This is a genomic window from Planctopirus limnophila DSM 3776 (genome assembly GCF_000092105.1).
Lineage (GTDB): Bacteria > Planctomycetota > Planctomycetia > Planctomycetales > Planctomycetaceae > Planctopirus > Planctopirus limnophila.
In genome coordinates, this window is record NC_014148.1 from 973812 (window position 1) to 996991 (window position 23180).

Annotated in this window: 18 protein-coding genes; 7 read left to right on the forward strand and 11 right to left on the reverse strand. The window is 52.9% G+C overall.

Translation table 11 applies throughout. From position 1 onward, the window contains the following. Nucleotides 1-34: 34 nt before the first annotated feature. The gene (locus PLIM_RS03975) at nt 35-751 is read right to left on the reverse strand and encodes a hypothetical protein (protein ID WP_013109028.1); all 717 of its coding nucleotides are present in this window, start codon (nt 749-751) and stop codon (nt 35-37) included. A gap of 541 nt (nt 752-1292) precedes the next feature. On the opposite strand from PLIM_RS03975, the gene PLIM_RS22375 reads away from it, so the two are divergent. The 3 genes from PLIM_RS22375 (at nt 1293) to PLIM_RS03990 (ending at nt 5882) form a co-directional block, all read left to right on the forward strand. Beyond that, nucleotides 1293-2249, forward strand: a complete 957-nt coding sequence (locus tag PLIM_RS22375; protein WP_013109029.1) for an STAS domain-containing protein — start codon at nt 1293-1295, stop codon at nt 2247-2249. A 174-nt stretch (nt 2250-2423) separates the two neighbouring features. Continuing rightward, nucleotides 2424-3668, forward strand: a complete 1245-nt coding sequence (locus PLIM_RS03985) for a GspE/PulE family protein (RefSeq protein WP_013109030.1) — start codon at nt 2424-2426, stop codon at nt 3666-3668. Nucleotides 3669-4085: 417 nt separating this feature from the next. Continuing rightward, the gene (locus PLIM_RS03990) at nt 4086-5882 is read left to right on the forward strand and encodes a cation:proton antiporter (RefSeq protein ID WP_013109031.1); all 1797 of its coding nucleotides are present in this window, start codon (nt 4086-4088) and stop codon (nt 5880-5882) included. A 21-nt stretch (nt 5883-5903) separates the two neighbouring features. Here PLIM_RS03990 and PLIM_RS24675 read toward each other — a convergent pair whose 3' ends face one another. The 7 genes from PLIM_RS24675 to trpE form a co-directional block, all read right to left on the reverse strand. Continuing rightward, nucleotides 5904-6359 (reverse strand): magnesium transporter, encoded by a 456-nt coding sequence (locus PLIM_RS24675; protein WP_230849393.1) that lies wholly within the window; start codon nt 6357-6359, stop codon nt 5904-5906. 21 nt (nt 6360-6380) lie between these two features. After that, on the reverse strand, nt 6381-7031 hold the full coding sequence (locus PLIM_RS24680; RefSeq protein WP_230849394.1) for a CBS domain-containing protein: 651 nt from the start codon (nt 7029-7031) through the stop codon (nt 6381-6383). A gap of 105 nt (nt 7032-7136) precedes the next feature. Next, nucleotides 7137-7514, reverse strand: coding sequence for a hypothetical protein (locus PLIM_RS04000; protein WP_013109032.1), 378 nt, complete (start codon nt 7512-7514; stop codon nt 7137-7139). Nucleotides 7515-7653: 139 nt separating this feature from the next. Further along, entirely contained in the window at nt 7654-9648 is a 1995-nt protein-coding gene (locus tag PLIM_RS04005) for a cation:proton antiporter domain-containing protein (protein ID WP_013109033.1), read from the reverse strand. Nucleotides 9649-9852: 204 nt separating this feature from the next. Then, a complete protein-coding gene (locus tag PLIM_RS04010; protein ID WP_013109034.1) occupies nt 9853-10731 on the reverse strand; it encodes an ROK family protein in 879 nt (292 codons plus the stop codon). Between the two features lie 591 nt (nt 10732-11322). After that, nucleotides 11323-12435, reverse strand: a complete 1113-nt coding sequence (locus PLIM_RS04020) for a WD40 repeat domain-containing protein (protein WP_013109036.1) — start codon at nt 12433-12435, stop codon at nt 11323-11325. Between the two features lie 572 nt (nt 12436-13007). Further along, entirely contained in the window at nt 13008-14627 is a 1620-nt protein-coding gene (gene trpE / locus PLIM_RS04025; protein WP_013109037.1) for an anthranilate synthase component I, read from the reverse strand. A 768-nt stretch (nt 14628-15395) separates the two neighbouring features. Between trpE and PLIM_RS04035 the strand changes: the two genes are divergently transcribed. Together PLIM_RS04035 and PLIM_RS04040 are read left to right on the forward strand one after the other, a co-directional pair. Continuing rightward, on the forward strand, nt 15396-15917 hold the full coding sequence (locus PLIM_RS04035; protein ID WP_013109038.1) for a UvrB/UvrC motif-containing protein: 522 nt from the start codon (nt 15396-15398) through the stop codon (nt 15915-15917). A gap of 113 nt (nt 15918-16030) precedes the next feature. Then, nucleotides 16031-17101 carry a protein arginine kinase gene (locus PLIM_RS04040; protein WP_013109039.1) on the forward strand — a complete coding sequence of 357 codons (1071 nt, stop codon included), beginning with the start codon at nt 16031-16033 and terminating at the stop codon, nt 17099-17101. Nucleotides 17102-17159: 58 nt separating this feature from the next. On the opposite strand, the gene ispD is transcribed toward PLIM_RS04040, so the two are convergent. Next, complete coding sequence (gene ispD / locus PLIM_RS04045; RefSeq protein ID WP_013109040.1) at nt 17160-17924, reverse strand: 2-C-methyl-D-erythritol 4-phosphate cytidylyltransferase; 765 nt, start codon at nt 17922-17924, stop codon at nt 17160-17162. 205 nt (nt 17925-18129) lie between these two features. Here ispD and PLIM_RS04050 point away from each other — a divergent pair, with 205 nt between their 5' ends. Beyond that, nucleotides 18130-18711, forward strand: a complete 582-nt coding sequence (locus PLIM_RS04050; RefSeq protein ID WP_013109041.1) for a hypothetical protein — start codon at nt 18130-18132, stop codon at nt 18709-18711. Nucleotides 18712-18763: 52 nt separating this feature from the next. Here PLIM_RS04050 and PLIM_RS04055 read toward each other — a convergent pair whose 3' ends face one another. Together PLIM_RS04055 and fhcD are read right to left on the reverse strand one after the other, a co-directional pair. Further along, complete coding sequence (locus PLIM_RS04055; RefSeq protein ID WP_013109042.1) at nt 18764-20908, reverse strand: hypothetical protein; 2145 nt, start codon at nt 20906-20908, stop codon at nt 18764-18766. 53 nt (nt 20909-20961) lie between these two features. After that, nucleotides 20962-21993 (reverse strand): formylmethanofuran--tetrahydromethanopterin N-formyltransferase, encoded by a 1032-nt coding sequence (gene fhcD / locus PLIM_RS04060; protein WP_013109043.1) that lies wholly within the window; start codon nt 21991-21993, stop codon nt 20962-20964. A 363-nt stretch (nt 21994-22356) separates the two neighbouring features. On the opposite strand from fhcD, the gene PLIM_RS04065 reads away from it, so the two are divergent. Then, nucleotides 22357-23124 carry an ABC transporter ATP-binding protein gene (locus PLIM_RS04065; protein ID WP_013109044.1) on the forward strand — a complete coding sequence of 256 codons (768 nt, stop codon included), beginning with the start codon at nt 22357-22359 and terminating at the stop codon, nt 23122-23124. Nucleotides 23125-23180: the final 56 nt, after the last annotated feature.

The following is a 23180-nucleotide window of genomic DNA, read 5'->3' on the forward strand; positions in this document are numbered from 1 at the left end:
TTCGAATCGCGATGCTGATTTTTCAAAATGAATACTATGTCGCAGATTTCAATGAAAGCGGCGCTCCATTAGCAGGCACCTGATCGTCGTAAGGCTCACCCAATAACTGCTTCAACTGAGCCTGACGCCGTTTCAAACGATCGAGATTCTGTTCCAGACGCAACAGTTCATCTGTCAGTGCATTTTTCTGCTGTGTGGCAGCAAACAAATCATTGCGAATCAGTTCGAGCTGATTTTTCAACCGGTAAACTTCAGCCCTGCGCTCTTCACCTTCACCACGAACCTTTTCAATCTCGCCACCCAGGCGAGCCGCTTCCTCAGTCGCCGCAAGAATCTTTGCTCGCACTGCATCGAGATTCTTGAGCAGTTCAGCTTCTCGGCTCACGAGAGCCTGTTCATCGTCTTTTCGTAACGCCTGAATCTGTGGAATACGTGGCTTCAACGCGTCGATTTCGGCCTGAGTTTTCTGCAGCTTGTCACTCAGCTCCTGATTCAACTTCTGTTTGGCCGAGTTGACCACCTCGGAGAGAATCACACCTGAGCCAGCAGATTCCTTAGTCAATCGATGTGTTGCAGTGTACGTCGTCTTCTCACCCGGCTGCGAATTGAACTCGAAATAGTCATTCAGCGGAGAGTTCTGGGTGTCACCAACCCAGTTGCGACCACCATTCGCCAGCGAAGCCGCAAAAGCGGCAAAGCCCAGGCTGGCTGCCACCACGATCACCACCAGTATTCGTCCAAGCTGAGCCATTCGTCGGCAAATCCCCAGAAATTGTTACTCAGCAATCCATAGATCTGTTAATGAAAACAAACGATGGGCAGAACCCAGATCGAGCCTGAAACTCGTTCTCATTGGGAAAAGGCAAACTCTTCGTATCGATGCGTTGCACCACCTGCTGAACATCAGTGTGAACACTTCATCCAGCTTTGCGTACCTTCTCTACTATAGAAATGCAGAAAAATCGGTGTCAACGAGGAATCGGGCAAGACTTCAAGTCTTATCTGGGTTTTCGGCTTTCAGTGGCTACTGACCGCAGAATCGCTGGCTGAGGCGTCAGAATCATCATCAAGAGAGCTTCATAAGCAGCAGCATCTTATGTTTTTTCCGTGAATGACGATCCTTCCGATTGTCCGGTTGGGCAATTGGCAGCATGATAGCGGCAACTCAGGCATTCACTCAGTCATTCAGGCGGCTTGAAATCTTTTCATAACTGTCTTGGTTTCACTGACGTTTGCTCCACTGACAATTTACTGACCGACCATCTCATGCTGTCGTTTGCTGAAAGCGGGCCATGCTGACAAAGCCAAACAGTTATCAACTCGTATTAGAGAATGGACAACTCATCCTCAAACTGCTGCCCGGATTGACGGAAGCCCCGTGGTCAGAAATTGAGCAGGCTGGATTCGAGGCTGTTTCGGAAGTTCAAAAATTGGCCAAACCTCAAGTTGTGGTTGATCTCACCGAACTGAATTACATTGGCAGTTCCCAGGTTGCTCTGGTGATTCGCGTATGGAAGGCAGTCAAAGTCCAGGATGGTGCGCTGGTCGTGGCAACATCGAACAGCACTGTGCGTGAAGTTCTGGCACTTTCGGGGCTCGACCGTGTCTGGAAACTTGTCGAAACCTCTCAGGAGGCTCAGGCCGCACTGGGCCGTCAAGACATTCAACCGACCCTCGATGATGATCAGAGTGATGCCTCACCTCTCCCGGCCTATGCACTGCTGGCGGCCTGTGTCGTGGGAATTCTGGGTCTCATTGCTTACGGGATGGATGCGATTTCACCGGGGAGAATCTTGTTGGTCACAGGTGGAATCATGGCACTTGCCGCTGGCATCTGGGGCTTGTTGACCACCTTTGGCACGTTGCGTCTGTTTGCCGGGAGTGGAGTCTCTGCCGGGGTTGTTCTCGTTTTGATCTCCTTTCTTTTGCCACAGCCCAAAGGCGAGTTTCGCCGCAATGAGTCTGAAGGTGAAGAGGCAGCAGCGGGCAGTCAAGCGGCCTCCCCGGCTCCAGCCAAAGTGGTAAAACCCAAGGTCAATTCTCCTCAGGACGATCTCCCGAAGACTCAACCGGCTCCAGCAGAGCCATCTGCTGCCGTCAAGGCCACAAACGAACCACCCAAAGCGACCACACCGACAGATGCTGCTGATTCAGGAACTGGTTCACCTGAAACCAATTCTCCAGCTGCCACGCCGGCAACAGAACCAGCAGAACCCATTACTCCTCGCTCGACGCTCAAAGACCTTTAAAAAACTGTTGGCAGACAACGTTCAAGAACTCTGATCGAGCTGAGTTCTTCAGATCGATGACAGGTAGTACGACTTGGTTTGCTGCCATACACAGTTTCTACTTTTGCGATGTTCATCGTCATTTATTGAAACAGAGATTGTCTGCTGACTTTCTTTCACTCAGGAAACTCTCCCATGGCTGTCGTCACGGAAACCGCAGGTGATTCCCGTCAACGAGCTCTTCAACAGGAACTACGTGAACTCGTAGACGTCGTGGGGCCAGCTCCGTTAGTTGATCTTCTGCTCGAACGCAGCTTTCAGCTCAATGCGACAGATATTCATCTCGATCCGACTCCCACGGGCCTGAGAATTCGGCTGCGTGTCGATGGACTCCTGCACGACATCATTGAACTCCCGGGTGAAATTACTTCTCAGATTATCAGCCGTCTCAAGCTGATGGCTGGCATGAACATCACCGAAAGACGCCTCTCGCAGGATGGCCATATCAGCGGCGCCTCATTGCGAGCCTCGCGCGATATTCGTGTGGGGAGTGGGCCCACCATTCATGGTGAACGCCTCGTCCTGCGGTTGATGCCCGACGAAACCGTTTTCACCAAGGTGGAAGATCTCGGCCTGAACGACACCCAGCTTCAATTGATCAATCGAGCACTCAAAAAGCCCTATGGTCTGCTCCTTTGCGTCGGCCCGGTCGGCAGTGGAAAAAGTACCACAACCTATGCGTTGCTCGATCAACTCAACTCACCTCACCGCAGTATCGTCACACTGGAAGATCCTGTCGAACGGCGCATTGAATCGATCAATCAGATTCAGATCGATCCTCGCATTAACTTTAACTTTGCGGATGCTTTGCGAGGAGTGTTAAGGCAAGATCCCGACGTGGTGATGGTCGGTGAAATTCGTGATGCGGAAACGGCGCATATTGCCTGCCGTGCCGGTCTCACGGGTGTTCGTGTCCTCTCGACATTACATGCCAATGATACAGCCGCCACGATTGACGTACTGCGGGAATTTGGCATTCCTCCAATGTTCATTGCCGATGCAGTGAACTGTATTGTCTCTCAGCGACTGGTTCGTAAAGTCTGCACGCAATCGCGAGAAATCTATCATCCAGACGAGGCAGAATGCCGCTATCTCGACATTTCTCCCGATTTTGCTGATACCGTCGATCTGGTTCGTGGAGTTCCAGCTCCCGTCAATTTTGGGACAGGCTATTCGGGACGATCTGCGGTCTTTGAAGTCTTACCCATTGATGCCCGCCTGCGACATGCCATCCTTTCGGAAACACCTGTGACACAACTTCGCCAGATCGCCATCGACGAAGGGTTGATCACCCTCGAAAAAGCTGGTCTGCAGAAGGTCCGCGAAGGAATCACGACTCTTGATGAAGTCCACCGCGTACTGCTCACTTCGATCATTTGACCAACGTGAGTAAAGCTCGGCGGGTGGCTGTGGTCAAACGTCCTCGTTTGCCCCCAGTTCGTTGAACTTTCGTCGTATAAAGCCGATAAGCTCTCCAATCAGGAGAACATTTTTCGGGTGCATTTGCGTTGACAAAGCTCTCTAACTGGGGGCGGATGAAGACATCCGACCCCAACCACCCGATTGTTAAAGACCTCTGTCATAATCTGAGCAAATAAATTTGGAGACGCCCCTCATCTGGCTATTGATTTCTCGAATGAGGATCATCATCTCTTTCTTGAATCCATGAACAAATCAACTTCGCTGCCGTTGACCTGCCTGCTGAGAGAGTCGACAACTGTGAGTGGCTGAATTCAGCACAAGTGGCTGAATGAGGACACTCGACAATTTCGACTTCTCACAACAGGATTAGAACTATTGCATCATCTTGATTTGATTCTCACTCTCACGGGTGGCCTGACGGCGGCTCTGGTGCTGGGTTACATCACCAACCGGCTCGGATTATCACCCATCGTGGGCTACCTGCTGGCCGGGATTTGCGTCGGTCCTGCAACTCCCGGATTTGTCGCCAACGCCGAATTGGCTGAGCAGATGGCCGAAGTGGGCGTGATTCTCCTCATGTTCGGTGTCGGGTTGCACTTTCATCTGGCGGATCTGCTTGCCGTTCGCAAAGTGGCACTTCCCGGAGCGCTGGGCCAGATTCTCATTTCTGCTCTACTCGGCACGGGATTAGGCCTGATTGTCGGCTGGGGGCTTGTGCCCTCCATCATTTTTGGCCTGGCACTCAGCGTGGCCAGTACTGTGGTCCTGGCGCGTGTACTGGCCGATTTCCGTGAGCTTCATACCAATACCGGCCGCATCGCCATGGGCTGGCTGGTGGTCGAAGATCTGTTCACGGTCGTGACCCTCGTGCTCCTGCCGACAGTGCTTGCTGCCAAAGCCGATCTGGCAGGTGTCACCATTGCGGCATTTTTGACTTTCGGAAAGATTGGCCTGTTTGTCGTCGTCGTGATGTACGGCGGCGGCGTGGTGATTCCATGGGTTTTTGAACGCATGGCCAAATCGGGATCCCGAGAACTTTTCACACTCACAGTTCTGGTCACAGCTCTAGGGATCGCTGTAGTTTCTGCCCAACTCTTTGGAGTATCGATGGCCTTGGGAGCCTTTCTGGCAGGGATGGTTGTGGGGCGATCCGAATTCAGTGCCCGAGCCGCTTCCGATGCACTGCCGATGAAAGATGCCTTTGCAGTGCTCTTCTTCGTCTCAGTGGGGATGCTGTTTGATCCATCTCAACTTGTCGAGGCCCCTGGCGTGATTCTTGGCACACTGGCCATTGTGCTCATCGGCAAACCTCTCGCTGCCTTTGTGATTGTGATGTTGTTGCGCTATCCGCCGCGCACAGCCCTTTCTGTCGCTATTGCCTTAGCACAGATCGGAGAATTTTCCTTTATTCTCGGGTCTCTCGCCCGTGAATTGGGAGTTTTCCCTGAAGAGGCGAACCAGGGGCTCATCGTGGCGGCAATCCTCTCGATCACGATCAATCCCTTGCTGTACGGAGCCATTCCCAAACTGGAACGATGGATGCATCAGGTGCCGTGGCTGTCAACGCGTTTGCTGGCCAGACTTGATGCCGCCCCGGCAGTCTCTGAAGACCACGAAAAATTCGGAACCAACACACCCGCCATCATTGTGGGATATGGGCCGATTGGCCGCATGGTTGCCAGAATACTCATTGAGAATGGTATCCGGCCTGTCATTATCGAAATGAATCTCGACACATTCCGGCGACTGCGAAACGAAGGAATGTGTGTCGTCTATGGAGATGCACGACAAGTCGAAGTCCTCAAGCAGGCCCACGTCGAGTCGGCCCGGTATCTCATTTTCAGCAGTGCGGAAAGCCATGGTGTCGAAGAGATCATCCAGCAGGCGAAAACTCTGCATCCCCAGATCATCACCTTCGTGCGCACACGCTTTCTGCATAATCTTCCCGAACTGGAGCATTTTGGTGCCGCCAGAATTTTTGTCGATGAAGCAGCCATTGGTCTGGCCATGGCAACATCCATCCTCAAAGACCTCGGTGCCACGGGTGACCAACTCGATCGAGAGCGTGACCGGGTGGAGCGAGAGTTCTTCAATATCAAGCAGTCGACGACCACCAGCCAGGTTTCGGCAGAAACTCCCGTGGTACCTCCACACGATTCACCGGCAACATGAAAAGTTCACGATGTGATGAACTCAAAGAATCCAGCGACCGAGATTGAAGTAGAAGAGCAACGTCACCACGTCGCTTAATGCGAGTGCAATCGGGCCGGAGGCCAACTGAGGATCACGTCGAATCAATCGAAGCACGAAGGGAATACTCAGGCCCACCAGTGCCGAAGCGGTAACCCCAGCGGCGATTCCCAGAAATAGACTGGCAGAAACCGCCCAGCTTCCCTTCCAGAGGAAGGCAATGACTCCCACAGAGAGTCCGCAACTGATTCCCAAGAGAGCACCGACGATCACTTCAAAAGCTGCTTTACGCGAAAAAATCGCCCAGGTGGGATGTTGACCATGCAGAGCCTGCAGTGCCAGACTTACCGACTGGATACTGACGCTTTCAGCCAGTGCAGTGACCAGAGCAATAAAAGGAGCCACCACTGCCAAAGTCGCCACGTCGTCGTAGGCATCGGCAGTAAAGGCAGCCAGCATCCCTCCCAGAACATTGCAGAGTTACCACGGGAACCGGCCTAGAAATGCCGCCCGCGAGTTGCGCTGCGAGGCTTCTGTCAGATGCACACCGATCAACTGAAATAGATCGTCACTGTCTTGCCGACGATCTATTTCCATGATTTCAGCGGTGTAGAGATCAACGTCAACTGCACCGAGAATCTTCTGATCTTCATCGACAACAGGGAACGCCAGCAGTTTATAGCGAGTAAAGTATTCACAGGCTTCGAGCACAGTGGCCGTCGAGGGAATCGAAATGACGGTTGCAGACATGATGGAGCGGATGATCGTCTCTGGCGGTGAAAGCAGCAGCCGGCGGCTAGCAACCACGCCCAGCAGCCGGTGGTCTTCATCCACAACATAGAAGTAAACGATCCGCCCGACGTCATTCGATGCCCGCAAGGCTGTCAGCGACTGCTGCACCGTGTCGTCGGCTTTGAGAATTGGTGAAGCCGAGACAAGATGCTTTGTGACGGGATCGGCAAGCACATCATGGACATTAACCGGTGTTCGCACCGGTCCAACCATCGGTTCTTGTTCAATCACAGGAACAGAAGTCGCCACCACATGTTCCCGGTCAGATCCAGCACTCGCTTCGATGGGTAAATCTGTTGAAGCGGGGCGATCTTCCGGCGCATGTTCTGGCGATGGCATCAATCGTGGTTCCTTGGGAAAAAGATGAGGGAATCCCTGCGACCTGGAAATCTCATGCGGCACTGGAATTTATTGACCATTGCCCAGTGATTTGCGGACCACTCATTAGCGGCTCAGTGATTTGCGTATGTTGAATAATTGTTTCCAGCCTGAAGAACGGCTGAATGCCAGGACCAGTACGCTGTTGTATGTGAAAAACAGGAGCAGTGACCAGCGATTCAACCACAAAAACCAATCGTTACGCACGTCAGGATCACTGACCGCCAGACCGCCCAGTTTCCATTCACACCAGATAAAGCCCGCCAGCGTCATGAACAGCAGAATCATCGCCATCAGATAAGCGGCTACCCGGCAGCTATGCCAGAGCAGGCGATGTCCGTGTTGAGTCTGAATTTCCCGATAAAGCAGCAGTATCGTGCCGACGATCGCCAGCAGAGAAATCACCGAAAGGCCATGAGTTTCCAGCCAGTGAAGACCGCTCATTGCTTGAACCTTTCGTACGTAACAGGACTGATGAGGAAGAACTCCCTCGAATGCACACCTGAGTTTGATCTCCGACGGGAAGTCGCAGGGCATCTGCCAGGTTCAACGCAGAACACATCAGAATGGATCATGCTTTTCGTCAGGCGGGTCGCTCTTCTTTTCCTTCGGCAGGAAGTTCCAACAACTCAATGGCCGTTTCAAACTGTTCCGGCTGGCCAAGGAGTACGAGAACATCACCCAGTTCCAGTTGCAGGTCGGCAGCGGGATTGGTCACGACCTGGCCTTTGCGTTTGACAGCCACAATCGTCACCCCCGTTAAATTTCGCAGTCTGAGCTGCCCCAGTGTCTTCCCGATCGCATGCGAATGCGGGGCCAGTTGGCAGCTTTCAAATTGAGCGTCGAGATTTCCATCGGGAGTAAAGGAAAGAAGTGTTCGTCCCAGAGCCTGCCCTCGGAATGCCTGATAATGATCCGAGCGAATATTGGCCACCAGACGATTGATCATATTGCCAGGAATATGATACTCGCGCAGAACATGAGCAAAGATCTCAAGTGAGGTTTCGAACTCTTCGGAGATAATGCTGTTCGCACCCAGTCTTTTCAAATCGAACGATTCCGTAAAGTAGCGGGTGCGCACCACGATATGCAGGTCAGGATTCATCTGACGGGCCAGTTGAACTGTGCGGCGTGCAGAGATCGGGTCATTAATCGCCACCACCAGTGCTTTGGCTTTCTCGATATGCACATGTTCCAGCACGGATTCCCGGCCTGAATCACCATAATAAATCGATTGTCCCTGGGCTCTTTCCCGACGGACAGTCTGTGGATTCATTTCCAGCACGACATAAGGAATCTTCAATTCTTTAAGTACCGTCGCCAGATTCCTGCCATTAAACCCATATCCAGCAATCACGACATGGCCGTGAAGTTCATCAATCGAGTCATCTTCGGGAGGAGTGTACTTCTGCCACGACTTAACCAGTGGCGATTGCTCAATCACATCAATCAATCGAGGCAACCCGGCCAGGACTAAAGGCGTCGCCACCATCGATAGCACGGACACGGCGAGAAAGAGCTGATATTGATCTGCAGTCATCAGCTTGACTTCGAGTCCACTTTTCGCAAGTACGAAAGAAAACTCACCAATCTGTGCCAGCGAAACCCCTGCGAGCACTGCCGTACGGAATGAATACCCAGCCAGCAGTGAAGGGACTGTCGCAGTTAATGCCTTCAATAGTAGAATGGCTATCAGTAACAGTGAAATCGACCATCCATGGGTCATCAGATGGTTGATATCGAGCAACATCCCGACTGAGATAAAGAACAGACTGCTCAGCGTATCTCGAAATGGCATGACCTCCGCGAGTGTCTGATGACCATACTCCGATTCAGCAATAATCAGCCCCGCCAGAAATGCTCCCAGTGGCAAAGAGAGATCAACCATATTGGTCAGTGCGGCTGTACCAATACAGATCACGAAAATACAGATGAGAAAGAGTTCCCGGTTGCGAGTCTGGACGATCTGGTAAAGCAGTGGGGGAACCACAAACCGTCCAACGATGGTAATCGCCAGCACCATCGCCAGACCTTGGGAAACATCCCATATGAATGAATGATGCTGGCCCGATTCTGCAGCCAAAAGCGGCACCACAAGTACACAGACGACGACCAGCAGGTCTTGGAACAGCAGCACCGCGACTGAGATCCGCCCATGCGGCGTTCCCAGTTCCCCACGATCAGCCAGGAGCTTGATCACAATGGCCGTCGAAGACATCGCCATCAACATCCCGGCAAAGACCGATGAATTCCAGGCAATGCCGGTCGCCATGCAGGCCACTGTCCCGGCCAGTAATGAAAACCCGACTTGAGGAACTCCGACCTGCAGCATCATCGTGGCCATTTTGACCACACGGGAAAGTGAGAACTCTAAACCAACGGTAAAGAGCAGCACCACCACCCCGATTTCGGCCAGAAGTTCCACACGGTGAACATCATCGACCACCTGCAAACCATAGGGGCCGACCACAATTCCAGTCGCCAGCAATCCCACCACCGTCGGAATCTTGAGCCGGTGGAAGAGATAGACGACTACGCCCGCGCAGAGAAACACTAACAGAAGATCTTTCAGAAACACGGCTTCATCCTCGCGATGGACACAGCTGGCAGGAGGGTTGTCAGCGTGGAGAGTCGTAGCAGAGTTACGCTTCAAGAGCGAGTCCGAGTCGATTGACCACACACTCACTTTGGTAAGTTTTGATGCGACATCACAAATCGGGAGTGACCAATCCCTGAAACTGGCTAGAAGGCAAAATTCGGAATCAGCCTTCGGGAGTGAGGCCTAACCCACGCCGGGTGTTGATTCAAAGGGGGAATCTGAGGCTGGGGAGTCCACAATCAGGCAATGGGCTCCTTCGGCCTGTGGCGCTCGAACGAGCGACGTTCCTTGCACTCGAGTCCACAATGCCAGCCCGCCGATCAACCCGAGAATATTCTGCACCAATCGGACATCAGCCGGAAGCGACGCTTCATGGAGCATGCGCGCATTCCCGCCACCAATGTAGAGGCAGTCAAAATTAAATGTGGCTCTTAACAAAGCAATGGCTCTCGACAGGGAAGCCTGCCATTCCTCAAGCCCGAGACGCTCCAGAGCAGCCTGGCCGAGTCGTTGCTCATAGGTTGCATTCTGCTCGAATGGATGATGGGGCAATTCAAGATTAGGGACCAGAATGCCATCGATGAACAATGCAGACCCCATCCCTGTCCCCAGCGTGAGTACCAGCTCAACCCCTTTACCGGAAATGGCGCCAAACCCCTGCACGTCGGCATCGTTGGCAATCCGGACGGGAACTTTCAAACGCTGCTCGAGTTCTCCTTCGAGAAAGAAGTCTTTCCAGGCGGGCGAAAGGTTTGGTGCTGTGCGGGTGATCCCCTTTTGCACGACACCCGGAAAGCCGATGGCCACTCGGTCAAACGGAGACAGTCGTTCCGCGAGTGTTTCGATAACACTCAGTACGGCCACAGGTGTGGCTGGTGAGGGAGTGGGCAATGATTCCCGCGGACGAACGATCTCACCGCTGTTTTTGAGAACCAGTGCCTTGATGTTTGTACCGCCGATATCAACCGTCAGCGTCAATGGATCCGAGGCATTTAAGCCACGATTGCTCACCATTGCGGTAGCAGGGCTGGAGACGCCGTTTCCCGGTTCAAGTGGGCCCATAGTCAGCCCTGTATTCAAACCAGTTTTCAAACCTGTGTTCAAAGCAGACTCTCCCGGCTTCACTGGCTGTCAGTCGTGCGATGTTGAAAGAGGCTTGGCTTTCCCATCGCGTCTGAACTGTTCGGTGGCGTTCAACCTCCGTTCTTTATACGACAATAATGAATCTTATCTGATCCACCAAGAAACCAAAGTCGAGACTCGGAAAATCAACTTTGGCATCACGAGCGATGCGGCCTTCGCACAATGCACGCAAGATCATTCCGTGCTCAAGGAACGAAACTCATCAAGCGACTGGCAACGAGCAGTTTAAGAAACCTGTGCATTGAGAGGTCTGTGCGGCGAAAGATCTGGGGTGGCTTGAGCAGATTCCACGTTTTACCACCGTCAGGTGTGCCATCCTTGCGGCTCGGAGCAAGCATGCCTGATAGACTCTCGAAAGGTCATCTATTTCCGGCATAGGCATCAAACGTGTGCCCATCTGCATGATGACTGGAGACTGTGTGGCTCAAGTCAAACGTCCTCGCTCGCGCCCAGAACATCAGGCACAGTTCGCATGTGGCGAAGATCCTGGGGCGAAGCCATCATACGCTACTAGTTGAGTTCATAGATCGGCGTAGAGCCGCTCGCGCCCCAGACTTTAATGCTGCCATCAAGTCCGCCAGTCAGCAGGCGTTCTCCATTGTTGACAAAACAGACTTGCCGCACAGCCCCTGTATGACCCTTCAGGACTCGAATCTGTGCCAGAGTGTCCGCATTCAGCAACTGGCAATTCTTGTCAAATCCACCTGCTGCAATCACCGATCCATCCGGACTGAAGGCCAGCGAGCAAATCTGGTCCTGAGCAATCTTTTCTTTGACAGGAAGCTGGCTGGCATCTTCGGAAAGACAGACTACCGTCCCGTTCAAATAACCAGCAGCCACAGTATTTCGCTGGCTCCAGGCCAGGCTGATTGCCCGATCGGTCACACAGATCTCATGTCGCAGACAGGCTTTCGTCTTGGCATCCAGGATCGTGAGGCTTCCATCGGTACCGGCAATCACGATGCGCGAACCATCTGGGCTGTATTTGGCCAGTAAAGCCGATTCACTGAGATTGCCACCTTGGGGGCAGGAAATGTCATCCAGGGATCTTTCGATCACCTCACCTGATGACATCGTAATCAGCAGTTTTTCGTTGTCAGGAGCAAAAGAGAAATCAGCAGGCCATTGGCTGCCAAAAGTATCTCGCAGATTGAGGGCATTGGCTTCACCAATCGAACGGTACAGCACGGAGTTATTACCCAATTCGGAAACCGAGAGGTAAGTCTCTCCATCCGGAGAGGCCGTGAATGTGGGATAGCACCGGGAAGAGATGTCGAAGGACCGAAGAACTTCTCCCGATGAAATTGCTACAAGGCGAATCGGGCCATGGGCACGCACAATCCAGACTGCGTCTTCACTTTCCATCGGAAAGAGGCGAATCACTCCCGATTCACTGGTGCTTGAGGCAGCGACGGGACTCTCTGAATCTGTCGATTGAGTCATGCCCGAACCAAGGCACACAATTCCTGCGAAAACAAAGCCGATCATGAGCAACTCTCGGCCCCAGGCCACCACACCTTGCAGCATGGTCCGAATTCCGCCGATTGCTCCAGGACCTTGAGTCTCAGAGACAGTTGATACATAGGTACCTGAAACATTGTGGTTCAGTAAGTCGGCAGACATGAGAACATCTCCGGGTCGAGTACATTCGTCTCGATGAAGCAGGCTGCAATCGGCCATCGCTGTTTCATGCTGAAATGATTCAACACTCACAGGACCGAACGGGGCGGGAAGTCAATCGGCGGGAAGCATTGGCAGGACGGAAATAGCAATCGCATCATTTCATCAAGTTGTGATGAAGACGATGTGAAACATCACGGTTGACGATACAGAGCAGATTGTGTGCCAAACTAGGGTTTCGGCGTCTATTCGATCTGTAAGTACCTGTCAAGTATAAGGTTGCACAACTCAATCATGGTTCGTGCTCTCATGATTATCAGTTGATAACAGCGGTTTCATCGCCCGAAACCTGAGCATACATGCCACGGATTAACAGCGAATTAAACGTCTATCAGATAGACATAATGCACAACGTGGGTCTTCCCGCAACTGGCTCAAGTTCTACCTAGATCATCCGAGGTGCCGCAGGGAGAAGAAGAACATCCTGGTGAGATTCAGGTGTGGAAAAGAGCCGCTTCGGGCAATCAACACCCGTTGGCTCGACAAGCCAGAGCGCTCCAGATCCTTTGATCGAGCTATTGAGTCAGTTGCTTCTCGGCCACTTCAATCGCCCTCAAGAGAGCCTTGGCTTTATTGAGCGTCTCTTCGTATTCCAGTGCAGGAACACTGTCAGCGACAATCCCGGCACCGGCCTGCAGATACACCACGCCATCTTTCACAACCAATGTTCGCAGTGCGATGCACGTGTCGAGATTGCCTGAAAAGTCAATATAGCCAACCGCACCTCCATAAGGCCCGCGGCGATGAGGCTCAAGCTCATCAATGATCTGCATGGCACGCACTTTGGGTGCACCAGATACGGTCCCTGCCGGCAACCCCGATCTCAGGGCATCCAGTGGTGTTTTCCCTTCCGCCAGTTGACCAGAAACATTCGAAGTGATGTGCATCACATGGCTGTAGCGTTCCACTCGCATCATGTCGGAAAGGCGAATCGTGCCAAAAGCCGCCACTCGTCCCACATCATTCCGAGCGAGATCGACCAGCATGATATGCTCCGCCAGTTCTTTCTCATCGGCGAGCAGTTCAATTTCGAGGGCCCGGTCTTCTTCAATCGTGCGGCCTCTTCGTCGAGTACCGGCCAGTGGCCTAATGGTTGTCTCCCCCTCCTCGACACGCACCATGATCTCTGGCGAAGCACCAATCAGTTGAGAATCGGCGGTCTCTAAAAGAAACATGAACGGGCTGGGGTTCACCACTCGCAGCGCTCGGTAGATATCCAAAGGTGAAGCTTTGCTGCGACGCGTCAGACGCTGGCTCAGAACCACCTGGAAGATATCGCCCGAACGAATGTATTCTTTGGCCTTCTCGACAATCTCCTCGAACCCTGCCTGAGAGAAGTTCGAGGTGTACCCTTCGCTCACCGGCCCCAGAGGCTTGACGTCGGCAATCGCGAGTTGATCCGGTTGCGACAGCTTCTCGACCAGCAGGTCAATTCTTTCACAGGCACTTTCGTAATCAGCCAGACTCACTTTGCCATAGACGGGCACATGAGCCACGACCAGCACGGTCTTCTGAATGTGATCAAAGATCACCATCAGATCATAAATCGAAAAGACCAGATCCGGAAGTTGCCGGTCATCATAAGGTGCCTTGGGCAGATGCTCGACATATCTCACGGTGTCATAACCGGCATACCCGACGGCACCGCCAATAAAGCGCGGGAGTTCCGGGAGGTGGACACCAGGGTAGCGTCCCAGAAGTGCTTCCAATTCTCCCAGAGGATCTTGAGACGTATACGTTGTCGGTACTTCCATTGTCCGTGAAGGATCTGTCTCGATGACGACCGACTCACCGGAAGCACTGATCGTCAGAAATGGATTCGCACCGGAAAAGCTGTAGCGGCCGACCTGTTCCCCTCCCACAACACTCTCAAACAGAAACGAACACGTCGAGGAACGAATTCGCGAATAGGCACTCACTGGCGTGAGCGTATCGCTGAACAGCTGGCGATACACCGGCACCATGACGGCAAATGGTTTTCCCTCAGCGTTGGCCTGCTCTGCCGTGGTCCGATTTTTTTCTAATCCCTGGTTGGCCAGATCTTGAAACTGATCCCAATTCGGATAATGGACTGCATGTCCTGTTCCGGAACCAGGGAAAGCCAAATCGGTTTGAGGCGAAGAACTCGACGACATGACATGCCTTCGGTGATGCAGTTGTAGGAATCTTGAGGTGGCACCCGTTGATGAAACAATTGCCACAGGGTGATAACAGGCAGAGACAATTGGCAGGTGGCTGATTTCATTAAAAAGTCGTCACATTACAAAGAGTCGTGTGCCAACAAAAGGTTCAACGGAGACAGCCGCTCAGAACATCAGGTTCTTTGGAAGTGGCTTGCACTTTGAATTCGGTCTCAAAATGGGGGGAGGAGCATCCGTCATAGAAGAAAGGACTTCCTGCAGGAAAGACTGTGAGCACCTGGCGACGGCTGAGTCGGGGAGGCTGAGCATGGAAGGTTGAGAATGGCCGGATGAGAATAAAACGGGTGCTGAACGAAACTCCCCATTTGGTAAAGACTTGGAGCCTTGACAGTCCGCGGGCTCCCACCTTGACAGTCACCTGGAGAGGGATAGAATTCTCTTAATCAGATTACTTGGATGTCAGACGAAGTGATTGTTGGCAAGGTACTTACGTCATTTTTGATCAAGGTTTCATACGTTCGATTCAGGTCATAGAGAAATTTCCTGTACTTCCATGCTAATCGGGACATCAACTGAGAATGGCTGGAGAACTCGCTGGAACGTTTCCTGAGTTGAGCTGCATCCTCCCTGAGTTGACTGCATCCGCACAGTGGGTGGATCGTTTTGAATGAGTGGCGAAATGAGAGACTGCATTTAGCAGTATTTGCTTGAAATCAAGGGGCCGCAGACCCTGAGTCAGATCCTGGAGAAGAAAGGTCGAGCATGAAAAAGTGCGAGCATTGCTCAAAACCTGCAGTTCTCCACATTACCGAACTTCAAGACGGCAGCGTTGAGGCACACCACCTTTGCGAGTCTTGTGCAAAAGAGTATCTGACACAAAATTCTGAGCCGGAATCTGTCGAAGTCGAATCGTCTCTCTCGATCGATGAGAGTGACGACTCCGAAACCTCTGAAGCTGCTCCCCAGGAGCAGCCGCCCTGCCCGAACTGCGGCATCACCTTCAAAGAATTTCGCAGCCTGGGCCGCTTAGGGTGTGCACACGATTACTCGCATTTTCGCGAGGAACTGACTCGACTGATCGAGAATATTCACAGCGAAGTGCAGCATGTGGGTAAAGTTCCCAAAAGGCAGCCCGATGCCAGCCGACAGCAGTTTGATCTCATTCGGCTCAAGTTGCAGCTTAAGGAAGCCATCGACGAAGAAAATTACGAAAAAGCAGCAGGACTTAGAGATCAGATCCGGCAGGTAGAGCTCGAACTGCGAAGTTCCTCTCCTGCCACCTAGCGTCAGATCGTAACGGAAGACCCCTGATACCAGGCGGATGGTTTGTAACCGTGACGCAAAACTGATCCAATCTGCTGAGTCTGAAACAATTGTGAGAGAGGGAGAGTGGGCCTGTGAATCTGGATGTCCTCACACAACGCAGCGGAGAATGGTTGCGAGGCACCGGGCCAGAGGCCGACATCGTGATTTCCAGCCGGATTCGCCTGGCCAGAAATCTCGCTGAGTTTCCGTTTGTGAATCGTGCTTCCGATACTGTCCGGGCACAGATCGAAGATTTCCTGCGGGAACGTATCGAAAAGCTGCAAGGTCGCCGTCCACTCACTTACTTGAGAACGAGTGATCTGGAACCTCTCGATCGTCAGTTTCTGGTGGAACGTCAACTCATCAGCCGCGAGCATGCCGAAGATCATGGACAATGCGGCGTTGGTGTCTCTTCCGAAGAAAATGTCAGCTTGATGGTCAATGAGGAAGATCATCTGCGGATGCAGGTGCTCCGCAGCGGGATGGATCTGGATGCCGCCTGGGCGGAGATCAATGAAATCGACGATCTCATGGAGCAGGAGGTCGCTTACGCTTTCGACTCTCAGTTTGGCTACCTGACCGCCTGCCCCACAAATGTGGGCACAGGGATCCGCGTGAGTGTGATGCTGCACTTACCAGCACTGGTCGCCACCAAAGAAATTCAGAAAGTCTTCCAGGCCTTGCAGAAGATTGGCCTGGCTGTGCGTGGCCTGTACGGCGAAGGAAGCCAGGCCATGGGGGATTTTTATCAGATCTCCAACCAGGTCACACTCGGCAAGAGTGAAATCGACATCATGAAATCGATCAAAGATGTCGTCGCCCAGATTCTTGGCTACGAGCGCCGCGTGCGGACAGCACTCGTCAAAGAAAATCGACAGGCGCTGCATGATCAGGTCTCGCGAGCATTTGGCATTCTGCAGAACGCGCAGACCATCAGTTCCGAAGAAACCATGCACCTGCTGAGCAGTGTGCGCATGGGTGTGAATCTCGGCCTGATTGACGATGTGGAGATTCCCACAGTCAATGAACTCTTTATTCAGACTCAGCCCGCACACTTACAAAAGCTCAGGCACCAGAAGCTGGAATCAGCTGAACGGAACATTGCTCGTGCGGCCTATATTCGCCAGAGGCTGGCAGAAAATAACCCGCACACCTCGGCTTAATACTCACCCCTTTCACCTGGATCTTGATCGACACGAACATTTAGTCACTCGAGCACTGTTACAGATCGAGCAGGTTCACCGACTTGGGCTCCAGGAGCTCATCCAGAACTCTCTCTTTCGGAAGCTGGTCGATCAGTGCGTGGGCCATGCGTAAATCGTCTGGTGTCGTGATTTTCAGGTTGCAAGCCGAGCACTCGACGACATGAATGCTCTGCCCGGCCTCCTCGAGCATCTGAGCTTCGTCGGTCGGTTGTGCAGTTCGTCGAACGGAGATTGCCGCAAGAAGATCCTTTCGCCGAAAGACCTGAGGCGTTTGTGCCAGCCAGAGTTGGTTTCGCGGGATTGTGGCCGTAATCCGTCCTTCTTCATTCACCTGTTTGACGGTGCTGGTCACTTTCTGGGCCAGGATTGCAGCGCCATATTGCTTCGCTGCGGCGAAAACATCGTCAATCCAGAGCTTGCTAATCAGCGGCCGGGCGGCATCGTGAATCGCGACAAACTCGGCTTCTGGCTTCACTCGCTGCAGTGCTGCCTGCACCGAATCCGATCTCTCAGCACCACCTTCGCATAACTCAATATTCAGTAATGCCAGATGAGAGCGGAATTTCTCTTTGAACCACTCGATGTCTTCAGGCGAGAGCACCACGATCGTCTGAATAACATCTGGCCGTTCGACAAAATGTTCGACGGCTCTGAGCCACACAGGACGGCCTTTAAGGTCGGCAAATACCTTTTTGCGACTGGCTGTTGAAGCCATGCGGTTATTGCCAGTAAATCGTGTGCTTTTCCCCGCAGCCGGGAGTACGACAGCAAACTTGCTCACCACAAGGCTCCTCAAAGATCGCTCGACCGTTGATTACATTATAAAGTGCCTGATCGGACAAGGAAGTCAGCGATCACCAACTCGCTGCTTGACGCCTCGAATCAGACGTTGTCTGATGACGAAAGAACGACTTCAGTAAGTCCGGTGCATAATGCATGTGAGTGCTTGTTAAGTGCCGGTCAATCATGATGAGAGGAGCTGCGAGATGAGTTTGAATGGTGTCCTGCGATTTGCGTGCAGTTTTCTGCTGGTAGCGAGTGTTGTCTCTGTTTCGACGACAATAGCATCGGCCGATGAGCCTAAGACCAACAAGGTCACGATCAAGGGATTAGAATTAGAAGTTCCTGCTGCCTGGAATTCTCAGCCACCCGCCAACAGTATGCGACTGGCTCAGTTTGTTGTGCCAGGAGCGACTCCTGAGGCTTCTGCCGAACTCGTGATCAGCTCATTTGGTGGAGCTGTCGATGCGAACCTCAACCGCTGGGCTGCTCAGTTTGCTGCTGATGGTCGGGAAGTGAAGGTCACTCGCGGGAAAGTTCCTCAAGGTGAGTATTACCTCAGTGACATCACCGGGACATTCAACCAGCCCGTCGGGCCTCCGATGGCGGGTAAGACGAAAGCTGTTCCAGGGACTCGTTCCCTCTCCGTGATGCTCCTCACACCCGAAAAAGGGACCTTCTTTCTCAAACTCACGGGGCCGGATGCCACTGTTAAGGCTGCCGCCGATGATTTGAGAAAGACCTTCGGAGCATCTGCAAAAGACGAAACTCCATATACTCCACAGTAATTCATGCTCAATAACTGACAGCAGCCACCAACGCCGGAGAGTGATGCAAATATCACTTTCCGGCTCCTCTGTTTGATGCCGGCTGGGAACTTGAGAGTGGGCTGTTGGGAGCAGGGGCTGGGCTGGCTTGAATCATTTGCCAGGTTTGCGTCGCCACAAGCTGGCCACTCTGAGCATCCCGTAAGGTCTGCTCCCACTGAATTGTTCCAAAAGGAACTTCATCCGACAGCCACAAGTCCCTGCGATATCTCAGCACAGGTTGAGTTGATTTCGCGTTCGATTCCTGTGGAAAAGTGACCTCGCTCGCAGCACGTTGCGTCCGGAAGGCATCTCGCCTGAGTGGCGTCTTCAGATAACGAATCGGCCCGGGCGCATAAGGTCTCAGTAGTGGCAGTCCACGCAGAAAATTGAGATCATCCAGCTGCTGTGCGAGGGTGACTGGCTCGAACCATCTGAGAATGTTCGCCGGGCTTTTTCCGGCCATTAAACCCTCTCGATCAATCCAGAGAGTTCGCGTCTTTGTCGAGATGACCGCTATCTGAGGGACTTCATTCCAGTCCCCTGTCGATTCTTCTACATCGACGCGTGTGTAGCGATTTTCTCCCTGCTGACGAACTTCACCTGTGGTTTCGAGCCTCAATGTCTGTCGTAAACCGGTAGGGGAAACTGCCTGCCAGACAGCCGAGGCGGGTTCTGCAGGAATGCTGGAAAACCAGGTCGAGAGCTCAGCCATGAAGGGAGGCGGAGCCTGTTGATAGTTCAGCCAGCCCTGGCGTGCCATGGCTGTGAAGATCCAGGGCTGTTGCCACGGATTCCCCAGGGGGAGCCAGGCCGAGAAGATCGATATCGAGGCCAGCCCGACAATGAGTGCATATCGAGGCCAGCTGCTGAACCAGACGGTGAGTCTCGTGGCCGCCGAGACGATTCCAAAGGGAACCAGCCACAAAGCCCACCGCAGTGTGACGCTGACACCACCATAATTGTAGTTCTGCGTGCGTGTCATATAAAACGACAGCACGATCACCCAGGTGGCAAGACTGAGTAACCCCAACTGTTCCTGGATCGTCAGATGCCAGCGAAATTTCTCCCTCCAGACACTTGGCAGAATCATGATCCAGGCAGGGATGGCCAGCAGCAGAAATGGCATCTGAGAGAACAGCCCGTGGTGACCCGCCAGGCAATGAAACAGATAGACCGGGAACGAATCGAGATTCAGATCAACGCCTTGCGGTTCCATCCAGTAACTGGGAATCCCCTCCTCCACAAAGCGATATCGTTCCGTTCCATACGAGGCATACAGCGGAATGACTTCTCCTGAGGCCACAAAATTGCACAACAGAAATGCTCCCAGAGGAAGGGCCGCACCACAGCCAAATCCCAGAGCTTCCTGGAGCAGTCCATCTCGCCGGGAGTGAAAACAGATTCGCACACAGGGAATGGCGACCAGCAGCACAGCAGCCGGCAGTTCGAAACAGAACAGGAGACCCGCCAACAGACCTGTCACACTGGCCCACAGCTTTGGTGATCTCTGGCGAAGAGCATGCTTGATTTCTGACTCCACCTCGGAGGCGTCATTCACCACTGGCAACACTGAGACCAGCCAGCCTGTCAGACTCCAGAGCACCATCAGAGAAATGGCGAAAGCAGGGACATGATTGTTCAATGTGGCCAGAAAAGGGATGGCCATCGTTCCAAAGGTGAGAACCACCAGCACGACGCCGGCTGTCCTCAGGCCACTCGAAATCACAGGCAGGACTCGTGAAATCAGCCACAGTCCCCCGAGATAAGGGACCAGATTCAAGATCAATAAGGTGATGCCGGAAACCCATTGGGTGTGCTGAATCAGATCCCAGCCCAACAATCGCAGTGGTGCGTAGATGCCGGCTGCCAGCATGGCCAGCATCGGTGGCTTGGTGCTGTAAAAGTGACCGTCAATCTTGACCATGTCGATGGTATCCCAACCGGGAACTCGGCGGATTTCATCGATCTGGAAAGTCCCCCGTTCAACAATCGACCAGACTGCACACCAGCGCGAACGGTCATTCGCACTTTGTAGAGGACGCGCCTGCAGGATGACGGCGGCTTGAATGACACCCGCGATCAGCAGGATCCAGAAGACAAAGTCGCGGTAATGTTTGAGTGAACTTCTGCAAGCGTGATCGCTTGAAAACGAGTTTGATAAGGTGTCGTTCGACATTGAAGATCGTTCAAATCATCAGGAGGAGCATATTCGGGGGGGAACCATGGATCTCAAGCCGAGTGTAATCCATCGATCCCTAGACGAGAGATCGGAAAATGGTGAGGTCCCAGCTTCCCGCCATAATTACCAGCCGAAATGACTGTTAATCCCCGGACGCTGAGCAACGATTGAAACGCCGCTTTCATTGAACGTTCCACCGCATCGAAATCGACACCGTCAATCACGATCTCATAGACGGCAACTGTCCCCTCAGGGAGCAGCGGATCTTTGTGGATGGCACCGATTGTCGGGCAGAATTGATCATTTGTACTGGCCCGGAGACCTGCATATTTCGACCCCACTTTACTTCCACTGCGAACAATTCCACCGGGGAAAGGGAGAATCACTCCCGGAATTGATCGAGCCGCCACGACGGCCTCTTCAGCGGCGAGCAACGTCTGTGCTTGAGTCGTTCCACCAAAGATCAGGTTACCACCTGCGACCCCTTTGCCAGTCCCGATAGAATCCTCGCACACGAATTCTCCATCCATTACGGGAATTCGCCAGTAGCGCTGATCACCAAGCATCTTGGACATCTGATACCCGTCTCCGAAGTACCGTAATCCATCCCCCAGGGGAATTCGCTTTTGAGGATCTCCTTGCGGCCAGCCATCAAAGACCGCAGTGGTGGCACATGTTAAAAGACATTGTCCCACTCGATTCAACACAGCTTTGGCGAGTTGATCGCGACTGAAACTGAACATCAGTAACGCCACACCGGGCCGGCCGTCCGGCGTTTCATCCGGTGTCAGCTTCCTTTCGATCCCCGCTTCAAGATCACATCCGATCACACTCGTCGCGTACCCGGTAAATGTCACAGACGCAATATCGACCCATCGCTCCGTTTCGGCTGTCACAATCAATCGGGCAAATGACATCGGGAAGGCTTCGGCAAAAGTCTGCTCGACAATGACGCCCGATGAAGTTCGCAGCCAGCGCACTCCTGCATGTGCGGGGTCTTCTTGCGAGAACCCCTTCAGTGTTGAACCCTCCGGCAAAGAGTTCTGGAGTTTGACAGCATCCCGGTTGGCTGGCTCAGACAAAACAATTTCTTTCCGACACAAGTTTCAAATCGATCGTAATCATGCATGCTGAAGTGGAATTGGCCAGCAGAAGAACATGGTTATCACAAGTTTCGACAGTTCTCGAAAGCATGCCGATCGATTTTGCACTTGGTATTTGAAGTCGATCAGCGACAGTCAGATTCTGTCAGAAAGGGATCCCCTAGCCATGCCCATTGATGCAGTGTGATTGCAAAAACGAAGAGGTTGAGTGATGATCAAAAGTTGATTCTCTTTCTTCATGATTGCTCTCTGCAATCATCACAAGATTCGCCGGGAAGTTCCGCACCAGGCTGAGGCACACACCTCTCGTGATCAATTTCTTACAACCGGAAAGCCGGTGAAATGCTCGAAGCGAGTTTACTGACAAAAGATTTTGGAGAAGGAGCCAGCCGTGTACGGGCTGTGCATCAGCTCTCATTGACAGTTCAAGCGGGTGAAGTTTATGGCCTGCTGGGAGCCAATGGTGCTGGCAAGACCACGACGTTACGCATGATCATGGGGTTATTGCCTCCCACTTCCGGAGAAGTGACTGTCGATGGCTTTCGCGTGACACGAGAGCCGGAAGAGGTGAAACGCCGGATTGGACTGGTCTCGGCAAGCACTGGCATTTACCAGTGGCTTACCCCGCGTGAGATGCTGGAATACTTTGGAAATATCTACAGTCTGAGTACTGAGCAGATTTCCCAACGCATCCTGGAATTAAGCCAATTGCTCGATTTTGCCAAATTCCTCGATCGAGCCTGTGGCAATCTCTCAACCGGGCAGAAGCAGCGGATCAATCTGGCTCGCGCTCTGCTGCATGATCCTCCCATGATGCTCCTCGACGAACCGACACGAGGCCTCGATATCCTCGGGACTCAAGTGATCTTCGAATATATCGGCCTGCTGAAATCTCAAGGAAAAGCCGTTGTCCTCTCAACCCACCGGCTCGATGAAGCAGAAAGGTTCGCTGACAGATTTGGCCTGATTGACCAGGGCTCACTTCGATTCGAGGGGACTCTATCCCAGTTGCAGGAACAGACAGGTTGTACCCATCTGGTCGACATGTTCGTCAAACATCTGGGGAAAACGCTCCTTGCCCCAGCTTCTGACTCTCCGGCAGCAGTTTAAGTACGCAAATACGCCAGCACGCAAACAAGCACACGAAATGCACAGCCCTGTCGAAA